Origin of the sequence: Allocatenococcus thiocycli, from assembly GCF_921292965.1 — a bacterium.
Lineage (GTDB): Bacteria > Pseudomonadota > Gammaproteobacteria > Enterobacterales > Vibrionaceae > Vibrio > Vibrio natriegens.
In genome coordinates, this window is sequence record NZ_CAKLCK010000033.1 from 1 (window position 1) to 22,355 (window position 22,355).

Here is a 22,355-nt window from a genome sequence, read left to right on the forward strand (position 1 = left end):
TTTGAGTTGCTTCATTCAGATACAAACAAGCCGTGCGTTCCAAAGGATAGCACGGCTTGCTGCAATTGGGTGGGGTATTAAGCCAATTTAGCGCGAACTAAACCGCTTACTTTACCCATATCTGCACGCCCTTGAATTTGCGGTTTCAAAACGCCCATTACTTTACCCATGTCTTGCATGCCAGCTGCACCAGATTCTGCAATTGCATTCTCGATAAGAGTCGCAACTTCATCGTCTGTCAGTGGTTGAGGCATAAAGTCCTCAAGAACCGTAATTTCTGCTTTCTCCGCATCAGCAAGATCTTGACGACCCGCTGCTTCATACTGCGTTACAGAGTCGCGACGTTGTTTAACCATCTTAGTCAATACCGCAATAATGTCGTCGTCGTTCAGAGTAATCTGCTCGTCAACTTCACGTTGCTTAATTGCTGCTAAGGCTAAACGAATAGTACCAAGGCGCAATTTGTCCTTGGCTTTCATCGCTAATTTTTGCTCTTCTTTGAGTTGTTCAATCAGAGCCATAACTAAATTCCTCTACGGAGCTCAGTTATTAGTACAGGCGAACGCGACGAGCGTTTTCGCGAGCTAGCTTCTTAGCGTGACGCTTTTGAGCTGCTGCTTTAGCGCGTTTGCGAACTGTAGTTGGTTTTTCGTAGTGCTCACGACGACGCACTTCAGAAAGGATACCTGCTTTTTCGCAAGAGCGCTTAAAACGACGTAGAGCAACGTCGAACGGTTCGTTTTCACGTACTTTAACTACTGGCATATGCCTTTCACCTCAGGGGTTATTCGTTAATGCTGGCATTCAACAGACCAAATCACAATTATTTGGTCACTTACCAGCTGATCAAAAATGGTGCGGAATTTTAATCCGATCACAACTGCTTTGTAAAGCCTTTTATCGATTATTGTCTGTACAAAATTTGTTTGCAGCACCAAGGCAAGGTAATATGACGCCCAAATTTCCTCTATATAGAAAGCATACTGAGATAACCATGCGTATTATTGGTATTGAAACCTCTTGTGACGAGACTGGCATCGCGATTTATGACGATGAAAAGGGTCTGTTGTCACACAAGCTTTACAGCCAAGTAAAACTTCACGCGGATTATGGTGGTGTGGTGCCTGAGTTGGCTTCACGTGACCATGTGAAGAAAACCATTCCTCTTATTAAAGAGGCATTAAAAGAAGCGAACCTCACTTCAAAAGACATTGATGGTGTGGCGTACACCGCTGGCCCAGGTTTAGTTGGGGCGTTATTGGTTGGCGCAACCATTGGTCGCAGTATTGCTTACGCTTGGGGTGTGCCTGCGGTACCTGTTCATCATATGGAAGGCCACTTACTGGCGCCAATGCTGGAAGACAACCCACCACCGTTCCCGTTTGTAGCGGTATTGGTATCTGGTGGTCATTCTATGATGGTTGAAGTAAAAGGCATTGGTGAATACCAAATCCTGGGTGAGTCGATTGATGATGCGGCTGGTGAAGCTTTTGATAAGACAGCGAAGTTAATGGGTCTGGATTACCCTGGTGGTCCACTGCTTTCAAAGCTGGCTGAAAAAGGCACGCCGGGGCGCTTTAAATTCCCACGCCCAATGACAGATCGTCCGGGTCTGGATATGAGCTTCTCTGGTCTGAAGACATTCACGGCGAATACTATTGCGGCGAATGGCGATGACGAACAGACTCGCGCAGATATCGCGCTGGCATTTGAAGAAGCGGTTTGTGCAACGTTGGCGATCAAGTGTAGGCGAGCACTGGATCAGACTGGTATGAAACGTATTGTTATCGCAGGTGGTGTGAGTGCGAACCGTCGTCTACGTGCAGAGTTGGAAAAACTGGCGAAGAAAGTCGGTGGTGAAGTTTATTACCCACGTACAGAGTTTTGTACCGACAATGGCGCAATGATCGCTTATGCGGGCATGCAGCGTCTGAAAAACGGTGAAGTATCGGATATGGCAGTCGAAGCCCGTCCTCGCTGGCCAATCGATCAACTAACGCCGATTGCGTAAGCGTATTTATCTTATACCCAAATAACCTCGAGATGCTTGGTTCAGCGAGAATGACTTGGCTCTCAGACGCGGCAACGATTTGAAGATCTAGTGGTACTAAATCAAAAATCGTTAACAAAGGCTGTGAGTCAAGACAACTCGCCCTTCGGGAGCGTGTCACTGACACAATTTCTGCGTCAAATAACTTGGAAAGAGCTTGCTATTCCGCTGCATTATTTTCCTTGAACTAGTATCAGTGACAACGCTCTGAATCCTGCATCTTGAAGTCATTTGGGTATATACAGGCCTCTATTCATAGAGGCCTTTGTTTTTGATAACAGAGCACATCAATAACAGGTGATTGTATTTTGCAATAACCTCGGGCTGCTTAGTTCATTGACAACATCGGATAGAAAAATAAGTAATGGATATAGCAATGAATAAATTTGAAATTGAAGGTCAGCAACTTGCCTACCTGGATAAGGGGGAAGGGCCAGTACTGCTATTTGGTCACAGCTATTTGTGGGATAACCAAATGTGGGCACCACAGGTTGAAGTTCTCAGTCAGTTTTATCGCTGTATCGTGCCGGATTTATGGGCACATGGTGAGTCTGAGGCGGCACCTGCATCAACACGCTCTTTAGTCGACTATGCCCAGCATATGTTAGCGTTGATGGATCACCTCGAAGTGGAAGAGTTTTCTATTGTTGGTTTGTCTGTTGGTGGCATGTGGGGCGCGGAGTTAACTGCTCAAGCGCCACAGCGTGTTAAGTCTCTGGTTCTGATGGATACGTTTATTGGCTGGGAGCCAGAAGTCACACACAAGAAGTACTTTGCGATGCTCGATACCATCAATCAAGTTCAATCGGTACCTGAGCCGATTGTCGACGCTGTCGCTCCGCTGTTCTTTGCCAACAATGTTGAGCAAGCGAACCCAGAACTCATCGCATCATTTAAGCAAAGCTTACAAGCACTGCAGGGTGAGCGTGCGGTTGAAGTAGCGCGAATTGGTCGAATGGTCTTTGGTCGACGTGATGTGATCGAAGATTCAGAGAAGTTTGCATTGCCGACGTTAATTGCAGTAGGCCGTGAAGATAAACCTCGTCCGGTGTTCGAATCTTACTTGATGAATGATTGCATTACAGGCAGTCAGCTGGTTGAGATTCCAGAAGCGGGTCATATCAGTTCTCTTGAGCAGCCTGAGTTCGTCAATCAGATGTTGTTGAACTTTCTAAATAAAGTTTACTCTTAAGACTGCGCTAAACAGAAACTCGGCACTATGCCGAGTTTTTTTCTGTCAGATTCTTTTGGCCAATTTTAGGCTCTTCGCCGGTTAACAAGCGTCGGATGTTCTGGTGATGTTTAAATACAATCAGGCAACACAACATCGCTACGGGTAAGGTGTACTGTGGCTTGAACATCCAGGTATAAAAGGGCGTCAGCAAGACAGTAACCAGGGCTGCAAGGGATGAATAGCGGAAGATGATCGCGACGCAGAGCCAGGTCAGCATCACTAATGCCGTAAGGTCAAGCCCAATTGGCGCGATAGCACCCAAGGCAGTGGCAACGCCTTTACCACCTTTGAAATGGAAGAAAATAGGGTACATATGACCAAGGCATGCGGCGATCGCTATGACGCCAAGGATGATCGGGTTTATCCCGAGGAAGTAGCCACCCCATACAGGAATGGTGCCTTTGAGCATGTCACACAGCAATACAGAGATGGCAGCCCCTTTACCTCCAATGCGTAATACATTGGTTGCGCCTGGATTATTAGAGCCAACTTTACGTGGGTCTGGCAGTTTTAACAGACGACAAATTAACACCGCACTGGATATAGAACCCAGTAAATAGGCGGCCATTGTCATTATCAGTGCCAGTGCGTCCATAGAAGTCCTTGATGGATTGGAAATTAATGCTCAGTTCCAGCGTAGTTGCTATCATAGCGTGAATCCGCTGCTAGCAGAAACACTCTCTACGAAGGAGCTTGCATTATGTGAGTTCCTGTATATAAAGGTGTTTTGCAGTTTTTATACCTAAGCCACTTTATAGCAACCTTATAATAAGTGGCTTAGGTATAGAATATTACGATCAAATTACCCTCAATGGGTATCCGACCTCTGCAATAGAAGGACATAAGATGGCTCTGGATAAAGTGTTTATTGAACAATTAGAAGTGATCACCACGATTGGCGTGTACGATTGGGAACAGCAAATTAAACAAAAGCTGGTTCTGGATATCGAAATGGCACATGACAATAAGCCTGCTGGTAAAAGTGATGATGTTCAAGATGCATTAGATTACTCGCAAGTGAGTGAAGCAGTATTAAATCACATAGAGAATGGCCGTTTTTTATTGGTAGAACGTGTAGCGGAAGAAATCGCAGAGTTGATCATGCAACGTTTTTCGGTACCTTGGATTAAAATTCGCTTAGCAAAACCTGGTGCGGTTCCTCAAGCTCGCGCGGTAGGTGTGGTGATTGAGCGAGGTCAGGCATGATCACCGCTTATATCGGTGTCGGTACGAATATAGACAGAGAGCAGCATGCGAAGGTTGCTTATACAGAGCTGCAACAGCTTGGAGAAGATCTTCTTGTATCACCGATATATGAATGCGAACCAATTGGTTTCAGCAGCCAGAACTTCTACAACTTTGTGATTGCTCTGCGTACAACTTTATCATTAGAAGAGTTGAGCCATCGCCTGCGTGAGATTGAATTTAAGTGGGGGCGAGAAGAAAATGCGCAAAAGTATCAGGATCGAACACTGGATCTGGATATAGTGTTGTTTGGTGAGATCATTTCTAAGCAAAAGCCTGAATTGCCTCGCAGTGATATCTATAAATATCCCTTTGTCACAAAGCCTTTGTATGATCTCGAACCACATTTGATTATTCCTGGTGATGGACGCACGGTTGCGGATGTTTGGCTCGCGATGCAGCCAGTTGATTGTCTTAAACCAGTTTCTTTTTCAATTTAAATTTGAGTTATTTACATGAGTTATTTGGAAGCCTTTATTTTGGCTCTTATTCAGGGTCTAACGGAGTTTTTGCCTATTTCCAGCTCCGCACATTTGATCCTGCCTTCCGCTGTTCTTGGTTGGGAAGATCAAGGTCTTGCATTTGATGTCGCTGTTCACGTCGGGACCTTGATGGCTGTGGTGCTCTATTTCCGTTATGAAGTGCTTACGCTATTTCGGGCGTTGTTTGCCTCTATCTTTAAAGGGGATCGTGGCAAAGAAGCGAAACTGGCGTGGATGATCGTACTGGCAACGATTCCGGCTTGTGTGTTTGGTCTACTGATGAAAGACATCATCGAAGTGTACCTGCGCAGTGCCTATGTGATCGCGACGACGACAATAGTGTTTGGTTTATTGCTGTGGTGGGCGGATAAACACGCCAAACAAGTGGCAAACGAATACCAGACTGGCTGGAAGAAAGCGCTATTTATTGGTATCGCTCAAGCACTCGCGATGATTCCGGGAACCTCTCGTTCTGGCGCGACAATAACAGCCGCGCTGTACCTTGGCTTTACTCGTGAGGCCGCTGCTCGTTTCTCGTTCCTGATGTCTATTCCAATCATCGCGCTTGCAGGTAGCTACCTTGGTATGAAGCTGGTTACCAGTGGCGAACCCGTGCACATTGGGTTTTTACTTACGGGCATCGTGACGTCTTTTGTGAGTGCGTACATTTGTATCCACTTCTTCCTCAAGATGATTTCACGTATGGGGATGACACCATTCGTTATTTACCGTCTGATTCTGGGTGTGGGCCTATTTGCTTTCTTACTTAGTGCCTAATCCTTATTTAATAAAACGCCCGCTCCATGTTGAGCGGGCGTTTTTGTTTGGTCGCTATTTATTAAGCGCGATTTTTACCGCTTCAATCCGTCTCTTTTCTTGTTCATCTCGAATCGCTGGCCCTTTAAATCCGTCCTGAATGATAGCCTGAACATCCACGGCTACTGCGGCTTGATAGGCTCGGGTAAAAATCTCCGCTTGAGGATAAGGCAGATCTTCTAAGCCTTTTCTACCTGCATGGTCAGCCTGACAGCAGATTAAAATGTCTTGCAGTCGATCGGCTTTACGCCATACGTCGAACTTGTTGAGAACTTTGATGATGGTTTGCGGTTTTAACTCTGCTGCTCGGTGAATATTGGAATGCTGTTCGCAGACCATTAAGGCTAAATCACGAAACTCATTGGGTACGCGAACGCGTTCACACAGTTTTTTAATCAGCTTGAGGCCTGTATGGCAGTGCATTTTGTGACTTGGCCATTCACGCTTTGGCGTCACGCCTTTACCGAGATCATGCACTTGTGCCGCAAAGCGTACCGGCAGAGAAGCGCTAAGTTTCGCGGCTTGTTCGGCGACCATTAATGTGTGAATACCGGTGTCGATTTCAGGGTGCCATTTCTCAGGTTGAGGCACCCCAAACAGGGCGTCAATTTCTGGCAGGACAACCGCCAGAGCTCCGCATTCACGCAGTACGGAAAGAAAGACATCCGGTCGAGGAGAAGACAAAGATTTATGCCATTCCTGCCACACTCTTTCTGGTGTCAGTGTGTCGAGCTCCCCGGATGCAGACATATCACGCATCAGTTGCATGGTTTCGTCTGCCACCTTAAAACCCAATGGCGCGAGCTTGGCTGCAAAGCGGGCCACACGCAGGACTCGAAGCGGATCTTCGATAAACGCATCAGAGACGTGGCGTAGAAGGCGGTTGTTGAGATCGTCTTGGCCGCCGTAGGGATCGTACAGCTTTCCCTGGTCATCCATTGCCATGGCGTTGATGGTTAAGTCTCGACGAATCAAATCTTCTTCCAAGGTGACACTTTGATCGAAGAAGCACTCAAAACCGGTGTAACCCGAGCCTGATTTTCTCTCTGTTCGTGCTAGTGCATGTTCTTCTTTGGTTTTAGGGTGAAGAAACACAGGGAAATCTTTACCGACGGCGGTATACCCCTGTTCAAGCATCATTTCTGGGGTTGCACCAACCACCACCCAATCATTGTCATAGTGATCAATTCCAAGTAATTGATCCCGGACTGCACCACCTACTAAGTAAACTTGCACGAACAACCTCTTAATTTACTGATATGTCGTTGGACATTGTAGCAAGCAATGGTACTTTTCTTTACTCCCAATAGAAGATGCATCTATGTTTATTAGGGGCAGTTTCAAAGTGGGCGGGTTTTTAGCTGGAGATCCTATGTATAAGGACTTTTTTGGGTTTGTAGAGCAACCTTTTTCGATTGTTCCAAACTCTCGTTATTTGTATCTGAGTCAACGTCATAAAGAAGCGATTACGCACCTCAAAGCCGGATTGGGTGATGGGGGCGGATTTGCCATGTTGACAGGAGAAGTAGGGACGGGGAAAACCACCGTGGCGAAAGCCATGTTGGCCAACTTGGACGAGACCACCAAGGCGGGTTTGATTCTTAATCCAACGTTTTCGACTCGAGATCTTCTGGAGGCGATTTGTGATGAATTTAAAATTGTCTATCCGCAAGATGCGACGTTAAAACAGTTAAACCAAGTGATTCATCAATACCTGCTGCACAACCACAATGCTGGCTGGCAAACCTTGTTGGTTATTGATGAAGCGCAGCATCTGGTCGCGGATGTGTTAGAGCAACTTCGCCTGCTGACGAATTTAGAAACAGAGACCCGAAAGCTGCTTAAAGTCCTTTTGGTGGGGCAGCCAGAGTTACAACGCTTATTACAAACCACCCAGCTACGCCAGCTAGCTCAGAGAATTACCGGTCGTTACCACCTCTTGCCTTTGGATGAAAAAGAAACCGAGGATTACATCGCGTTCCGGCTTCATACGGCGGGTGGCAATCAACAGTTATTTAATCGTAGTTCGACCAAACTGATCGCCAAGTATAGTCATGGTATTCCCAGGCTGATTAACCTCATTTGCGATAAAGCTCTTAACATGAGCTATCACCAGGGCAGCACAGTTGTAGACAAACAGACCGTTCTACGCGCTTGTGAAGAGGTCATGCAATTTCAGGCCGATATTTATCAGCAAGACAACAAATCTGGACAAATGGTATCTCGTCGTTCGTTTAGCTGGCCAGCTTGGGGAAGCGCTGCGATTGGGGTAGCTGCCGCGCTTGGTGTCGGTTGGGCGGTCATTAATCATATACCGATGAAGCCAATTTCCCAGTTTGTCGAAGAGGCCGTTGCGATCAGTGCTCCTGAGCAGGTTGAGTCAGTTGAACCTGTCGTCGTGCGCGATCAGCTAAGCAATGAGCAACGCGAGTTACTGCTTTCACAAAAACAATCGAACCTTGCCGTGAACGATCTGTATAAATTGTGGGGCTACCGAGCTTCGGTGCGCGATAACCTCTGCTTATCTGAGGCACAATCGACCATGGTTTGTGAGAGGAAAATGGCGACTTGGCCGCTGTTGATGAAGCAAAATAGACCCGTGATCTTGGAGCTGAATTATCAAGGCGATATTGGGTATGTGATTCTCTACGCGGTAGGGAACGATAAAGTCGAAGTACTTAACGGTAAGCAGCGTTTGCGCCTCCCTCTCTCCTGGTTAAAACCGATGTGGCAGGGAAATATTATCGAACTGTGGCAATCGCCGCTTAAAGAAACGTTGCGGTTAGATATGGAAGGGCCTGCTATAGAAGTGTTAGATCAGCTACTTGCTGAGGCGGTAAGCGAATTACCATTAGGCACCTCCATTTTTGATTCAGAAATGAAAGAACGCGTCGAACTATTCCAACGCTGGCAAGGCATTGGTGTTGACGGTATCGCGGGTCAGCGCACGCTAGAGCGATTACAGCAAAATGTGCAGCCTAACGCGCCAACTCTTGCAAGCATAGATAAGGAGGATGCGTAATGTCTTTAGCCAAGCATGCAAGCTTGCTGCTTTTGCCTATAGGTATTTCTGCCCTTGGCACTGCCTGGTATCTGGAAAAGCTGACTCCTAAAACTCAAGCTGCGACACCTGTGGCTGTTGCTGTAGAGGAGGTTGTACAGCCGTTTGAAGTATTGGACTATCCAGATGTCAGCCAACTGGCGCAACTGCCAAGAGAGTGGCCTAGTGCGGAATTATCAGGTGATATGGGAAGCTACATGCCATCAGAAGAGTATGTCAGCAGCAATCAGGGCACTTCATCCCCGGTGGCACAAAATCAAGCCAGCGATGACGATTTAGACTTCACTTTGGATGATATCGATTTATCGTCACTGTCGCCGGATTTGGCAATGAAGGTGGAGAACGCACTGTCCAAGAGCGGAAGTGCAACGTCGCAGCGCTCCATGCCAGTTAACGATTTGGAGGGGAATGCCCAGCAGTGGCAGGGTCGCCTTCCAGCACTCAACTTACAAACACACATGTACGCCAGTGATTCCCAACGACGTTGGGTGAAAATCAATAATGTGGAATATCACCAAGGTGATGTGGTGGATGGTCAAGTCACACTGAAAGAGATTCAGCCTCAAGCGGTGATTGTTGAGTTTCAGGGAGAACAGATCCGTATTCCGGCACTTTATGAGTGGGAAGGGTAACTTAGTCCAAATAAGCAAAAGGCCACAATCATGTGGCCTTTTTAGTATTCAAAGCGAGGGAGCGATTATGCCCAACCTGCTGGAGAACGCTTTTTGCGTGGCATTAGATGAGGCAAGACCAAACCAAACAGCAGACCAAGACCTGCAACACCACCACCGTAGGTGAAGTACTTCAGCAGCATGTCATCTTTTTGCGTATCAAGTTTAGCGCGCAGCTCACGATTTTCTGTTTCAATCGAAGTCAGTTGGTCGCTGATCTCTGAATACTTGTTCTCAAGATCAGAGATTTGTTGATTACGTGTTTCTAGTGAGGTCACAAGGCCCGCTTTTTCTGTGTCTGAAGTCTGGCGAGCATTGGCCAGTTGTTCTTTCACTTCAGCAAGCTCTTTTTCAATACGAGGTAGGCGAATTGCCATGCTTTCTTTGTTAGTGACAAATTTGCTTTGCACCCAGCCAGTACGGCCGCGGGAGTCACGAACTTGTGTATAGCCGGTCTCTTTATTCGCGCTTAGTAGTTGTACTTGCGAACCTGCGTCGACACTACCAATAATTCGGTAAGTGTTGTTTGGACCTGAGTGCATAAAAGTGAATAGGTCATCAGAAATATAACGGTTTGCAGCTAGGGCCGTTGGCGCTGCTAGCAATGTAAACAAAACCGTGATGATTAGTTTTTTCACAGTAAATCCCTTAACGATTTTTCTTGGATACAGCGTTGGCACCGAATTATTGGAGCCGGAATTAGACGAATAGTATGCAGTTTCAAACTTTGGTGCAACAAAGAAGGGAGGCAAAGCCTCCCTTTCTGTGCGTTTGGGTCAATAATGACAAAGCGCTTACATTCTATTGACGGATGTCTTAATTACGAAAACATTGCTTGAATGCCGTAGAAGAAGACCACTGCCAATAGTGCACCCGCTGGTAGAGTAACAATCCATGAAGCAACGATGTTACGAACCACACCTAGGTTTAGTGCTGCAATACCGCGAGCAAAACCTACACCCAGAACCGCACCAACCAGTGTTTGAGTGGTTGAAATTGGCAGACCTGTACCAGACGCCAAAACAACGGTACATGCCGTCGCTAGCTGCGCTGCAAAGCCACGGCTTGGTGTTAGTTCAGTAATACCTGTACCAACGGTTGCCATTACTTTGTGGCCCAGAGTCGCAAGGCCCACAACGATACCGATACCACCTAGTGGAAGAATCCACCATGCGATTGTGCTCTTAGATGTGATTTCACCCATGTGCTCAACAGTTGATACTACCGCTGAAAGAGGGCCAATCGCGTTTGCTACGTCGTTCGAACCGTGTGCAAATGCCATCGCACAAGCTGTGATAACCATTAGCACACTGAAGATGCCTTCAACACCAGAGAAGCTGTGGTCATCTTCGCGGTTAGCAAATTTCTTCTGAATGTAGAAGTAGCCGCCAGCCATTACAATTGCCGATACCGCAGCCGCCCACATCCAGGCTTCACCGTTGCTCAGGTGAAGACCAACGTGCTTAAGACCTTTTTTGATAGTAACCAGTGCAATCACCATTGTGGTGATAAACATGTAAACAGGCACAAAGCGTTTTGCATTAAATAGCGGATTTTCTGTATCAAAAATCAGGCGTTGTGCGCTGACAAAAATCACGTATGCAAAGAAGCCGGAGATAACTGGTGTAATGATCCAACTACCCACAATGCCCTGAACGCTGCCCCAGTCCACCGCTTCTGTACCTACAGATACACACGCAAAACCGATGATCGCACCGATGATTGAGTGAGTGGTTGATACTGGCCAGCCCATGTAAGACGCTAGCAGTAGCCATGTGCCGGCAGCAAGTAGCGCAGACATCATACCGAAGACAAGAACGTCAGGCTGGTGAGCAAATAGAGATGTTTCGATAACACCTTTACGGATAGTGTCGGTTACTTCACCGCCTGCAAGATATGCACCCGCAAATTCAAAGATCATCGCAATGATGATAGCTTGTTTTACGGTTAGCGCTTTTGAACCTACCGATGTACCCATCGCATTGGCAACGTCGTTCGCGCCAATACCAATCGCCATCATGAAACCAAAAATCGCTGCAACAATAATCAGGACAGTGCCGTAGTTCGCAAGGATATCCATCGTAATACCTAGTTGTTTTATAACAAGCGGAACAAAATTTTACGCGCGCCAAATCGAAAGACGATGAAAACAGTCATCGTCCTTATGACACGTGTGTATTATGCTCTTCGTTATGTCGTTAACTTATGTTTTAAGATCGAGATAGCATGACTTCCAAACGAGCACCTACGCGCTGCGCTTGGTCGGCAATACCACCTACCCATTCAAGAATCTTATACAAGAACATGACATCGATAGGGTTCATGTCAGATTCAATCGCCATCAATTGTTGACGAAGTTCAATCTGCATAGCATCGGTATCATCTTCGATGACGTCTAACTGATGAATCATTTCAGCAACGAGTGTTACTTCACGGCCTTTAAAGCCTGTTTCTAATAGTTCATCAAGTTCATTAATTACCTTTTGCGCCTGATTAGCCGCGTCAAGACAACGTTGAACGTAAGCGAGGAAATTTGGCTGGAGAGCCTCAGGAATGACAAGTTGACGACCATATACACGGCCAGCAATGTCTTTCGCCAAGTTGGCAAGTTTGTCTTGTTGAGTCAGAAGCTCAAGCATGTCAGTACGGTCTACTGGCATAAACAAACCGCGAGGCAGTTTTAGACGGATTTCACGTTTCAGAACATCCGCTTCTTTCTCAAGGTGAGAAATTTGAGCACGGATCTCTGCTGCTTTTTCCCAGTCTCCCTTTGAAGAAACTTCAAAGAACTTCACCAGGTGTGAACAACATTCGTTGACACACACAACGTGGCGTTGCAAAGGCTTAATAGGGGACTTTGCAAATAACCCCATAATTGTATTTACTGGCATGGTCATTCAACCTAATAACTATAACCTAAAAAAAACATACACCATTTCTTTGGTCTTGGCGAAATGTTGAGCGATGGCTATAAAGGCGCGCATGTTAACGCATTAAATCGCTCTTTAAAACTGTTTTAGATCATCATTCGAGTGATATTTCTTTCTTGCCGTGTAAGAAAATACGCAATATCCTGTTTCTATCTGCTTTGAAAGGTATAGCTATGGAAACCGAAATAGAACTGAAGTTTTTTGTTTCTCCTGAATTTTCAGAAACTTTAAAGGAAAAAATTTCTGAGACAAAAGTACTTCAGCATAGTTGTCGTGACTTGGGTAACACCTACTTTGATACTGCCGATAAATGGTTAAGAAAGCATGACATTGGTTTAAGAATTCGCCGTTTTGATGATGTATTTGTTCAAACAGTGAAAACCGCAGGACGCGTCGTCGCTGGTTTACACCAAAGACCAGAATACAATGCTGAGCACACGAGCGATGAGCCCGATCTCACACTTCATCCTTCTGATATCTGGCCTGCTGGTAAAGATGTCGAGACCTTACAATCCGAACTCACTCCGTTATTTTCGACTAATTTCACTCGCGAGCAGTGGCTAATTGGTATGCCTGATGGCAGCCAGGTTGAAGTCGCCTTTGACCAAGGTATGGTTATCGCGAAAGGTGATGATGGAGAAGACAGACAAGAGCCGATTTGCGAAGTCGAACTGGAACTCAAATCGGGACAAACCGATGCTCTGTTTACATTGGCGCGTAGCTTTTGCGAGCAAGGTGGCATGCGTCTCGGGAATTTAAGCAAAGCGGCCAAAGGTTATCGCTTGGCAACCGGATACACGGGTGATGAGGTAAAACCGCTGGCTTTAGTCGACAGCCGCAGCACAGACACCGTGGAATATTGTCTGATCAACTCGTTAGAGCACGCGTTGTCCCACTGGCACTACCATGAGCAAATCTATTCGGAACGTGATTGTGTCGAAGCACTTCGCGAAATCAGCAATGCGCTTCGATTTATTCGTCAGACCTTAACCATATTTGGTGGCATTGTCCCACGTCGAGCCAGTGCTATTCTGCGTCAGGAACTAAAATGGTTGGAAGAAGAGCTTACATGGTTAGACGAACATGCTCACCTTGAAGAGTTACTTGATGACAAAGGTAACGTGTTGCGTAAGCTTGATGCCCGCAAGTTCTTGGTTTCGGAGCTAACTCAGCAACTGCAAGAACTCCCAAGCCGTGAAGAAGTGCTAGAGCTGTTAAGTTCAGCTCGTTACACCGGCTTATTGCTTGATCTGAGCCGTTGGATCCTTGCTCGCGGCTGGCAGCCATTTTTGGATGAAAAAGCACGAGAAAAAATGGCGAGCAACATCTTGCCATTTTCTGTCACGCAACTGGATCGCACTTGGGCAGAGTTGATGGAAGCGTTTCCCGCAGAGCGTGATTTGTCTGCGCAGGATTATGTTGACCAGCGTTATCGCTTACTTCGCAATCTCTACACCGGAATCGGATTCGCGAGCCTGTATAACAGCGACGAGCGTAATAGCTTCCGTCTTCCATGGGCGGATCTGGTTCATGGTATCGATGATTTGTTGATGCTGAATCATTTGTTGCCGCTGGTGGACATGCTACAAGCCGATGAAAAAGAGCAGCTAGAACGATGGCTGCACCGTCAAGAGCGCTCTATCCTACATGCTATGGATCAAACCCGAGCCATCAGCGTTGAGACACAGCCTTACTGGCGAGAGTGATAGCACCTCATCAACTGCGTATTGAATGCAATTAGGGCCTCCAGGCCCTATTTTTCTTTTTGGCTCTGTTGCTTTTGTTGTCGCAGTTCAAGCTCATTTATCCGATTAAGGATCGTTTCCTGCTGTTCAACGAGTTTGTTCAACATATGCTCTGTATGCTTGGTTCGATGATCTTCTTTCTTCGTTGGAGCCGTCACGATTGACGTGACCAAACCAGAGATCATGCCGAAGATCCCCACACCACAAACAATGATCACTACGGCGAGAAATTTGCCACCACTGGTTACCGGATAATGGTCCCCATACCCTACGGTAGAGATAGTGACAAACACCCACCACAAAGCGTCGGCCCCGGTCCGAATGTTGGCCGCAGGATCTTTGGCTTCAATGAACAGCATCGTACTGGAACCCAGAGTTATTAAAATCACCATTAGTAACAGAATGGAAGCAACGGTTGTTTCTCGGCGATTCTCCTTGAGTTGATGGAGAATGAATCGAGAAGAGCGCAGTACCAGTACCATGCGCAAAATATGAAAAACTCTGGCAAAGCGTAGTGGCTCGATCATTGGGATACTGGCCACAAAATCTATCCAGTGTAGTTTAAGGAAGTTCCACCGATTTGTGGCGCGGATCAAATCAATGGTCAGTTGGAAGAGAAAAATACTACAGATTATGAAGTCGAGACCGATAAGTACTTGACGGGTTTCGCGATCGATCGAAAAAAATAACAGACCTGAGGTTACAAATAATGCCAGAAAGGACAGGACTAATGACAAAAGTCCCATTGGGCGGGTGCTGTCTTTGATATCGTTGTTTTTCATACAAATCTCGAATTAATTCGCGTAACAGAATGACAAAAACTATATAAGACTCGGTGGAGAACTGACAATGGAAAAACTGGCATTTAAGCCGTGGGAAAGAGTCATATCCGACATTCGACTGGTACCAAAGATGGTCATGTTGATGGTCTTCAGTACTATTTTGATTGTGGCAAAGCAACTTTGGGATGCCAACACGTTTTACGATTCATTGTTGGCTGCGACGCAGAATACGGATATTGCTCAGCAGCATTATGAGGCCTACCTGACTCAGGTTGTTTGGCAGACAGCGCTGCTCATCATTGTCTTTGTTGTTTTGTTGTTAGCCGCAGCACGTGTCATGTTACGTCAAACTCAATACCTGAATGATGCGATAAAACTGATGGCGAGCAAAAACTTATCGGTACCATTTGGTATGGATTGTAAGGATGAATACGGAGACGTGGCACGCGAGCTGGAAAAAACACGTCGCCAATTACATGACGTAATCCAAATGCAAATCAACGCCTCAGATGAGCTCTCAGCGCTGACTGAAGTGATGACAATAAGCATGTCAGAAACCAAAGAGTCGGCTCAGGAAGAGTTCAATGAAATAGACCAGCTTGCGACCGCCATGAGTGAAATGTCTTCTACGGTTCAAACGGTGGCAGAACATGCCCAGCAGGCATCGATTCTCACTGAACAGGCGTCGTCTCAAGCGGTTTCTGGCCAACAATTCTTACAGAGCACTGTCGCTAAGATGAGTGAACTTTCTAAGGACATTGCCTCTTCTGCTCAGGCTGTTAATCAGGTGGAAGAACGCGTGGAAGCGATTGGCAGTGTTGTAGGAACCATTCAGGGCATTTCTGAACAGACCAACCTATTGGCACTTAACGCTGCGATTGAAGCCGCACGAGCGGGTGAAGCGGGACGCGGTTTTGCGGTAGTCGCAGACGAAGTTCGCAACTTAGCACAGCGCACGCAACAGGCGACGATAGAGATTCAGGAAATGATTACTCACCTGCAAACCAGCGCAGAATCAGCCGTTGAGCTGATGGAGAAAAGCGTGGTTGAGGCCGCGGAAGGCAATGAACTGGTCTCGAATGCAGGGACAGAGTTAGACGGTATTGTGACTCAAGTTACTCAAATCAATGACATGAACTTCCAAATCGCCACGGCTTCTGGTCAGCAAAGCAGTGTCGCAGAGGAAATGAGCCAAAACCTGACTAACGTAAGAGAGCTGGTTGAAGCATCTGTGATTGTGGTGACCGAGTTACTGGAAACGTCTGAAACCATGCAAAATAATGCTGGAGAATTAGACAAGAAAATCAAGTCATTCAGTGTTTAATGCACATAGCTTTTGATAATACGCCCACAAACCTTTTGTGGGCGTTTTTATTTGCTGCAACTCTGGTATAACTTAAAGCTCATTCATCGTGCTTTTCACAAGGAAGAAAAATGCAGCTGCCTTCGTCTTTGATTTCTGTCGCTGAATCTGCCGTTCAAAATGCTCAGCAAGCTGGCTACTTTCAATTGTGGCCAAGTGAAATCGCAGAGCAATTTTACTATGTATCTGGCCTGAGCCAGTTCATAACCGAAACTATTCATCGAGATGAAAAGCTCGCTCAGGACTTGCCTGAGATGGTGGCGGAGCCAAGCCGACATGCGTCTTACCGAACAAGACTCGCGGAGTTATTGGCAGATTGTCAGGATGAAGTGTCAGGCCATCGTGTATTACGTCAGTTCCGTAATCGTGAGATGGTTTATATAGCTTGGAAAGACTTCCTTCATGCCTGGACACTGGAAGAGTCACTGAGTCACCTTTCTCAACTGGCAGAGGCGCTGATCTTCGAAACTTACCAATGGCAATATCAGGCTTGTTGTAAAGAGTGGGGGACACCAACCAATACTGAAGGTGAAGCTCAACCGATGCTAGTCATTGGTATGGGTAAGCTTGGTGGTGGCGAGCTGAACTTCTCTTCCGATATTGATCTTATTTTTACCTATCCAGATAACGGTGAAACTCAGGGTGCGCGCCGCAGCATTGCCAATGCGCAATTCTTTACCCGCCTTGGCCAGCGCATTATTAAAGCCTTAGACCAGCAAACCTTTGATGGCTTCTGCTACCGCGTTGACATGCGTTTACGTCCATTTGGTGAAAGTGGTCCCCTGGTGATGAGCTATGCGGCGTTGGAAGACTACTATCAGGAACAAGGCCGCGACTGGGAACGCTATGCAATGGTTAAAGCTCGTGTGATGGGATGCGAAATGTACCCACAGTATCAAGAGCTGCGTAAGATGTTGCGTCCATTTGTGTTCCGACGTTATATCGACTTCAGTGCGATTCAGTCCTTACGCCGTATGAAGTCGATGATAAGCAGCGAAGTGCGTCGTCGTGGGCTGAATAACAACATCAAGCTGGGTGCGGGCGGTATTCGTGAAATTGAATTTATCGCTCAGGTGTTCCAGCTGATCCGCGGTGGACGCGAGCCTTCTCTGCGCAATCGAGGCTTGCTGGAAACCCTGCGAGGGATTGAAGAACTTGCCTTGCTAACCCCACAAGATGTGCAAAGTCTGGAAGCCGCGTATAAGTATTTGCGCCAACTAGAGAACTTACTGCAAGCCATGGCGGACAAGCAGACGCAGACACTGCCAGACTGCGAGATTGAGCGCATGAAGCTGGCGACTGCAATGCGATTTGACTCCTGGGATGAGTTGATCAATCAGACTCAGCTGCACATGGGCAAGGTTCATCAGGTATTCGATTCTTTGATTGGCGATGACGAGGAAGATGAAGGCAGTAATGTTGCGCGCCATTTCCATGAGCTATGGGATATGGCTAAAAAGCAAGATGTACTAGAGCATATCCTGCAACAAGATATTCAGGTGGAAGATTTTTCCTCCTGCGCAAAAACCATTATCGATTTCAAGCAAGACATTGCCAAGAAAACACTGGGTCCACGCGGTCGAGAAGTGCTCAACAGACTGATGCCTAAAGTCTTCGATGCGGTTTTCGCGCATCCAGACGCCCAATTTGGTTTACCTAGAGTGTTGCACTTGCTGCACAAAATCTGTACCCGAACCACGTACTTAGAGTTATTGGATGAACATCCGGCTGCTCTGGTGCAACTCGTGAGGCTGTGTACGGCAAGTCCGATGATTTCGGAGCAGTTATCGCGTTATCCAATCCTGCTTGATGAGCTGATTGATCCGCAGCAACTGTATAATCCGATTCCTTTAGACAGTTACCGAACTGAGCTGCGTGATTTTCTGGCGCGAATTCCAGAAGATGACATGGAACAGCAGATGGAAGCACTGCGTCAATTCAAGCAAATTTGTATTTTGCGTATTGCAGCGGCAGACATTGCTGGTGCTTTGCCTGTCATGAAAGTGAGTGACCACTTAACTTATCTTGCAGAAGCCATCGTGGAAGCGGTTGTCAGTCAGGCCTGGTTGCAGGTGTCAGAAAAGTACGGTGAGCCTACCCATGTTAAAGACCGTGAAGGCCGAGGGTTTGCGGTTATTGGCTATGGAAAAGTTGGCGGCTGGGAGCTGGGGTACAACTCTGATTTGGACATCGTATTTATGCATGACTGTCCGGTCAGCGTATACACTGATGGTAAGAAAGAAATCGATGGTCGCCAGTTCTATCTTCGTTTAGCTCAGCGCATTATCCATATTTTCTCAACCCGCACCGCATCAGGGATTCTGTACGAAGTGGACACTCGCTTACGTCCGTCTGGAGCCTCGGGTTTACTGGTGAGTCCTACTGACGCATTTGACGAATATCAGCATCAGGAAGCCTGGACATGGGAACACCAAGCTTTGGTTCGTGCCCGAATGATCTATGGCGATGAACCTTTGGCTATCGCTTTCCATAACACTCGACATGATGTTCTGTGTAGATCGCGCGACCAAGCGACGCTCAAAAAAGAAGTCGTCGAGATGCGTGAAAAAATGCGTGATCATCTCGGTGGAAAGAAAGCCGGGCGTTTTATGCTTAAACAAGATGTTGGCGGCATCACCGACATTGAATTCCTGGCTCAGTATCTGGTGCTCAACTACAGCCATGATAAACCTAAACTTACGCGTTGGTGCGATAACGTACGAATTTTTGAAACGCTAATTGCGCAACAGGTGATGGACGAAGACCAAGCGATGCAGCTGATAAACGCCTATACCTCCATGCGTAATGAGATACACCATAGAAACTTACTCAATCTGGACGCTGATGTTGCCGAGAATAAATTTGTTGCGGAAAGAGAGTGGGTGAAACAGGCATGGAATCAGTGGTTCAGTTAAGGCGAGTTATTTAGCCACGCCAAGCGCTGTGGTAAACTCTGCACGATTTAATTTTTGGAGACCAATAATGAAACCAATTCTACCTGATTACAACAACGCTGGTGTGCTTATCATCGGTGATGTCATGCTAGATCGTTACTGGTATGGCCCAACTGGACGTATCTCACCGGAAGCGCCAGTTCCTGTTGTAAAAGTAGAAAACAATGAAGAGCGTCCGGGTGGTGCTGCAAACGTTGCGATGAACATCGCGTCATTGGGTGGTCACGCTCACATTGTTGGTCTGACAGGAATGGATGAACCTGCAAAAGTTCTGACAGAAAAACTCAGCTCGCTCAAAGTAAAATGTGACTTTGTGCCGCTGCCAGAGTACCCAACGATCACTAAGTTACGTGTAATGAGCCGCGGTCAGCAGTTGATTCGTCTGGACTTCGAAGACAAGTTCGAAAATACAGACCCAGAACCTGTGCTTACGCGCATGGATTCTGCTCTGCCAACTGTCAAAGCCGTGATCATGTCAGATTACGCAAAAGGCTCTCTTGAACATGTACAGGCGTACATTCAGAAAGCGCGCGCTGCCAACGTTCCTGTATTCATCGATCCAAAAGGTGCCGACTTTGAACGCTATCGTGGTGCGACACTTCTGACGCCAAATATGAAAGAGTTCGAAGATGTGGTTGGCAAAGTGAAATCTGATCAGGAGCTGGTGGAAAAAGCACTGGCGCTTGTGGAAGAATTTGACTTTGATGCGCTGCTGGTTACCCGAAGTGAACATGGTATGACGTTAATTCGCCGAGGTGCGGAACCGTTCCATCTGCCAACACAAGCAAAAGAAGTGTATGACGTAACGGGTGCAGGCGACACAGTGATTTCTGTACTGGCGGCTTCAGTTGCTGCGGGTAAATCATTTGAAGAAGCGTGTGCTCTTGCGAATGCGGCTGCTGGCGTTGTAGTTGGTAAACTAGGAACATCAACCTTGTCTGAAATTGAACTGGCTGAAGCGGTACATGGTAGTAAAGATACCGACTTTGGTGTGATTTCAGAAAAAGCTTTGATCGAAGCGGTGAAGAAAGCACGTGCTAAAGGCGAGAAGGTTGTGATGACCAATGGCTGTTTTGACATTCTTCACGCAGGCCATGTGTCTTACCTAAACCATGCTGCTGAACTGGGCGATCGCCTAATCGTAGCCGTGAACACTGACGAGTCTGTTAAGCGTCTTAAAGGTCCTGGCCGTCCGGTAAACCCAACCGATCGTCGTATGGCAGTATTGGCTGGCTTAGGTGCGGTAGATTGGGTGGTACCATTTAGTGAAGATACACCGCAGCGCTTGATCTCAGAAGTGCTGCCAAGCTTATTGGTCAAAGGCGGAGACTACAAACCAGAAGAGATTGCAGGTGGCAAAGAGGTGATTGCTGCTGGCGGTGAAGTTCGTGTACTGAACTTTGAAGATGGTTGTTCAACTAGTGAAATTATTAATGCGATTAAAGGTGGCAAAGGGTAAACCCTTTAACATCTTAATTAAATCGTAATGGAAAGGCTGCCTAGGGTGGCCTTTTTTACATCCGCCAGCGATACCTAATCTTCCGTTGTTTTTTACAGGCAATAAAAAACGCCAGTTGTTTAGCAACTGGCGTTTTGCTTGTCTTGTTTACTGATTAGTTTACAGCTTTCAGACCCGCATCGATATTTAGGATGTCTTGCTCATTCAGTGTACCTACCGCCTGACGCAGTTGCAGACCACTGATGATGTAGTCGTAACGAGCATTAGATAGGTTGCGGTTTGCATCGTATAAACGGCGAGTTGCGTCCAGTACGTCAACAATCGTACGAGTACCTACATCAAATCCTGCTTCTGTCGCCTCTAGTGCAGAGCGAGCAGAAACTACAGATTGCTCGTAAGCTTTCAATGCACCGATTGATGCGTTGATGTTGTTGTTTTGCGCGCGAACATCTTTCACTACGCTACGGTACTGAGCTTCGAGATCTTCACTTGCAGCAACATAAGCGTACTCAGCTTGTTTAGTTTGCGAAGTTACGTTACCGCCTGTGTATAGAGGAACCGATAGGTTAATACCAACACTCAATGCGTCAAGATCATAGTCAGCTGAACTCTGTCCACGGTCAGAATAGTTGTAACCACCGTCCAAGCTCAACGTTGGTAAGTGACCAGAACTAGCCAGGGAAATGTTGTCACGAGCGATATCCTGTGAAATGCGAGAAGACAGCAAACTTAGGTTTTGCTCTTTTGCAATTTCAATTAGGTCTTCAGCAGGGCTATCCGAGCGGCTTGCAGAGAAGCGATCTGTATCAAGCACGTTCAGATTTTTGTGTTCCTGACCGGTGATTTCACGCAATGATTCGTAGCTGTTGATCAGATCGTTTTCTGCCAATACTTCATCAGCAAGTACTGCATCGTATTGCGCTTGTGCATCATGTACGTCGGTGATAGCAGAAAGGCCCACTTCAAAACGTTGTTTAGTTTGCTCAAGTTGGCGGCCAACAGCGGCTTTTTCGGCACGGACAAACACTAGGTTATCCTGAGCACGTAGTACTTCAAAGTAAGCTTGCGACACTCGAAGGATCAAACTTTGTTGTGTTGCCGCATAAGTTGCGTCTGCTTGACGAGCTGTTTTCTCTGCCGTGTCTAACGTAATCCAAGATGCGCGGTTGTAAAGTTCTTGAGTGAAGTTGATACCAGCGGTCAGGTCATTCTTATCATAAGTCGTTTTACCCGCTGAATCGTAATCGATATCACCGCGGATCACATCGTAACCCGCTGTTAAGTTGATTTGTGGTAGAAGGGCACTACGGCTTGAGGTGATTGCTTCGAAAGCTTGGTCACGCTGTGCTGCTACGCTAAGCAATTGTGGATCGTTTTGTTTTGCTAAGTCGTAGATGTCAGCTAATGAGTCCGCATAAGCCGATACGCTTATGCTACCTAGCGCTGCACTGATAAAAAGTGGAAGCAATTTTTTCATTTTCTATTCCCGCGGTCAATAGATTGGTTAATTCTCAGTAGTTTAACTCAATTTGGACGATATTTACTCTAAACTTTGCATTTTTT

Annotated in this window: 20 protein-coding genes; 11 read left to right on the forward strand and 9 right to left on the reverse strand. The window is 46.7% G+C overall.

Going from position 1 to position 22,355, the window contains the following annotated elements:
• Positions 1–77: 77 nt before the first annotated feature.
• Together L9Q40_RS13350 and rpsU are read right to left on the reverse strand one after the other, a co-directional pair.
• Positions 78–521, reverse strand: a complete 444-nt coding sequence (locus L9Q40_RS13350; protein ID WP_020335862.1) for a GatB/YqeY domain-containing protein — start codon at positions 519–521, stop codon at positions 78–80.
• A gap of 28 nt (positions 522–549) precedes the next feature.
• On the reverse strand, positions 550–765 hold the full coding sequence (gene rpsU / locus L9Q40_RS13355; protein ID WP_001145625.1) for a 30S ribosomal protein S21: 216 nt from the start codon (positions 763–765) through the stop codon (positions 550–552).
• 229 nt (positions 766–994) lie between these two features.
• On the opposite strand from rpsU, the gene tsaD reads away from it, so the two are divergent.
• Positions 995–2,011 (forward strand): tRNA (adenosine(37)-N6)-threonylcarbamoyltransferase complex transferase subunit TsaD, encoded by a 1,017-nt coding sequence (gene tsaD / locus L9Q40_RS13360; protein ID WP_014230754.1) that lies wholly within the window; start codon positions 995–997, stop codon positions 2,009–2,011.
• 415 nt (positions 2,012–2,426) lie between these two features.
• Positions 2,427–3,242, forward strand: a complete 816-nt coding sequence (locus tag L9Q40_RS13365; RefSeq protein WP_498793577.1) for an alpha/beta fold hydrolase — start codon at positions 2,427–2,429, stop codon at positions 3,240–3,242.
• A 25-nt stretch (positions 3,243–3,267) separates the two neighbouring features.
• Here L9Q40_RS13365 and plsY read toward each other — a convergent pair whose 3' ends face one another.
• A complete protein-coding gene (gene plsY / locus L9Q40_RS13370) occupies positions 3,268–3,879 on the reverse strand; it encodes a glycerol-3-phosphate 1-O-acyltransferase PlsY (RefSeq protein ID WP_264903188.1) in 612 nt (203 codons plus the stop codon).
• 251 nt (positions 3,880–4,130) lie between these two features.
• Here plsY and folB point away from each other — a divergent pair, with 251 nt between their 5' ends.
• Genes folB through L9Q40_RS13385 form a run of 3 tightly spaced genes read left to right on the forward strand, consistent with a single transcriptional unit; the run spans position 4,131 to position 5,788 of the window.
• Entirely contained in the window at positions 4,131–4,490 is a 360-nt protein-coding gene (folB, locus tag L9Q40_RS13375) for a bifunctional dihydroneopterin aldolase/7,8-dihydroneopterin epimerase (RefSeq protein ID WP_014230757.1), read from the forward strand.
• Positions 4,487–4,969, forward strand: a complete 483-nt coding sequence (gene folK / locus L9Q40_RS13380) for a 2-amino-4-hydroxy-6-hydroxymethyldihydropteridine diphosphokinase (protein ID WP_319553630.1) — start codon at positions 4,487–4,489, stop codon at positions 4,967–4,969. Before folB ends, folK begins: the two co-directional genes overlap by 4 nt.
• Positions 4,970–4,984: 15 nt before the next feature.
• Positions 4,985–5,788 carry an undecaprenyl-diphosphate phosphatase gene (locus tag L9Q40_RS13385; protein WP_498793578.1) on the forward strand — a complete coding sequence of 268 codons (804 nt, stop codon included), beginning with the start codon at positions 4,985–4,987 and terminating at the stop codon, positions 5,786–5,788.
• Positions 5,789–5,842: 54 nt separating this feature from the next.
• Here L9Q40_RS13385 and L9Q40_RS13390 read toward each other — a convergent pair whose 3' ends face one another.
• On the reverse strand, positions 5,843–7,063 hold the full coding sequence (locus tag L9Q40_RS13390; protein ID WP_498793579.1) for a multifunctional CCA addition/repair protein: 1,221 nt from the start codon (positions 7,061–7,063) through the stop codon (positions 5,843–5,845).
• A 136-nt stretch (positions 7,064–7,199) separates the two neighbouring features.
• Here L9Q40_RS13390 and L9Q40_RS13395 point away from each other — a divergent pair, with 136 nt between their 5' ends.
• Together L9Q40_RS13395 and L9Q40_RS13400 are read left to right on the forward strand one after the other, a co-directional pair.
• Positions 7,200–8,849: an ExeA family protein gene (locus tag L9Q40_RS13395; RefSeq protein ID WP_498793581.1), complete on the forward strand. Its 1,650-nt coding sequence runs from the start codon at positions 7,200–7,202 to the stop codon at positions 8,847–8,849.
• Positions 8,849–9,520 (forward strand): general secretion pathway protein GspB, encoded by a 672-nt coding sequence (locus L9Q40_RS13400; RefSeq protein ID WP_498793582.1) that lies wholly within the window; start codon positions 8,849–8,851, stop codon positions 9,518–9,520. The genes L9Q40_RS13395 and L9Q40_RS13400 overlap by 1 nt, the downstream gene beginning before the upstream one ends.
• A gap of 65 nt (positions 9,521–9,585) precedes the next feature.
• Here L9Q40_RS13400 and L9Q40_RS13405 read toward each other — a convergent pair whose 3' ends face one another.
• From L9Q40_RS13405 to L9Q40_RS13415, 3 genes are all read right to left on the reverse strand, one after another.
• On the reverse strand, positions 9,586–10,197 hold the full coding sequence (locus L9Q40_RS13405) for a TIGR04211 family SH3 domain-containing protein (RefSeq protein ID WP_020335871.1): 612 nt from the start codon (positions 10,195–10,197) through the stop codon (positions 9,586–9,588).
• Between the two features lie 182 nt (positions 10,198–10,379).
• Positions 10,380–11,639 (reverse strand): inorganic phosphate transporter, encoded by a 1,260-nt coding sequence (locus L9Q40_RS13410; protein ID WP_014230764.1) that lies wholly within the window; start codon positions 11,637–11,639, stop codon positions 10,380–10,382.
• 130 nt (positions 11,640–11,769) lie between these two features.
• Positions 11,770–12,450 (reverse strand): TIGR00153 family protein, encoded by a 681-nt coding sequence (locus tag L9Q40_RS13415; protein ID WP_014230765.1) that lies wholly within the window; start codon positions 12,448–12,450, stop codon positions 11,770–11,772.
• Positions 12,451–12,662: 212 nt separating this feature from the next.
• Here L9Q40_RS13415 and L9Q40_RS13420 point away from each other — a divergent pair, with 212 nt between their 5' ends.
• The gene (locus L9Q40_RS13420; RefSeq protein ID WP_498793583.1) at positions 12,663–14,195 is read left to right on the forward strand and encodes a CYTH and CHAD domain-containing protein; all 1,533 of its coding nucleotides are present in this window, start codon (positions 12,663–12,665) and stop codon (positions 14,193–14,195) included.
• Positions 14,196–14,242: 47 nt separating this feature from the next.
• Here the strand turns inward: L9Q40_RS13420 and L9Q40_RS13425 are convergent, their stop codons facing one another.
• Complete coding sequence (locus L9Q40_RS13425; RefSeq protein WP_498793584.1) at positions 14,243–15,016, reverse strand: ion transporter; 774 nt, start codon at positions 15,014–15,016, stop codon at positions 14,243–14,245.
• 67 nt (positions 15,017–15,083) lie between these two features.
• Between L9Q40_RS13425 and L9Q40_RS13430 the strand changes: the two genes are divergently transcribed.
• From L9Q40_RS13430 to hldE, 3 genes are all read left to right on the forward strand, one after another.
• Positions 15,084–16,340, forward strand: a complete 1,257-nt coding sequence (locus L9Q40_RS13430) for a methyl-accepting chemotaxis protein (protein WP_014230768.1) — start codon at positions 15,084–15,086, stop codon at positions 16,338–16,340.
• Positions 16,341–16,450: 110 nt separating this feature from the next.
• Positions 16,451–19,294, forward strand: coding sequence for a bifunctional [glutamate--ammonia ligase]-adenylyl-L-tyrosine phosphorylase/[glutamate--ammonia-ligase] adenylyltransferase (gene glnE, locus L9Q40_RS13435; RefSeq protein WP_498793585.1), 2,844 nt, complete (start codon positions 16,451–16,453; stop codon positions 19,292–19,294).
• 67 nt (positions 19,295–19,361) lie between these two features.
• Positions 19,362–20,792, forward strand: a complete 1,431-nt coding sequence (hldE, locus tag L9Q40_RS13440; protein WP_014230770.1) for a bifunctional D-glycero-beta-D-manno-heptose-7-phosphate kinase/D-glycero-beta-D-manno-heptose 1-phosphate adenylyltransferase HldE — start codon at positions 19,362–19,364, stop codon at positions 20,790–20,792.
• Between the two features lie 154 nt (positions 20,793–20,946).
• Here hldE and tolC read toward each other — a convergent pair whose 3' ends face one another.
• A complete protein-coding gene (gene tolC, locus L9Q40_RS13445) occupies positions 20,947–22,269 on the reverse strand; it encodes an outer membrane channel protein TolC (protein WP_263837990.1) in 1,323 nt (440 codons plus the stop codon).
• Positions 22,270–22,355: the final 86 nt, after the last annotated feature.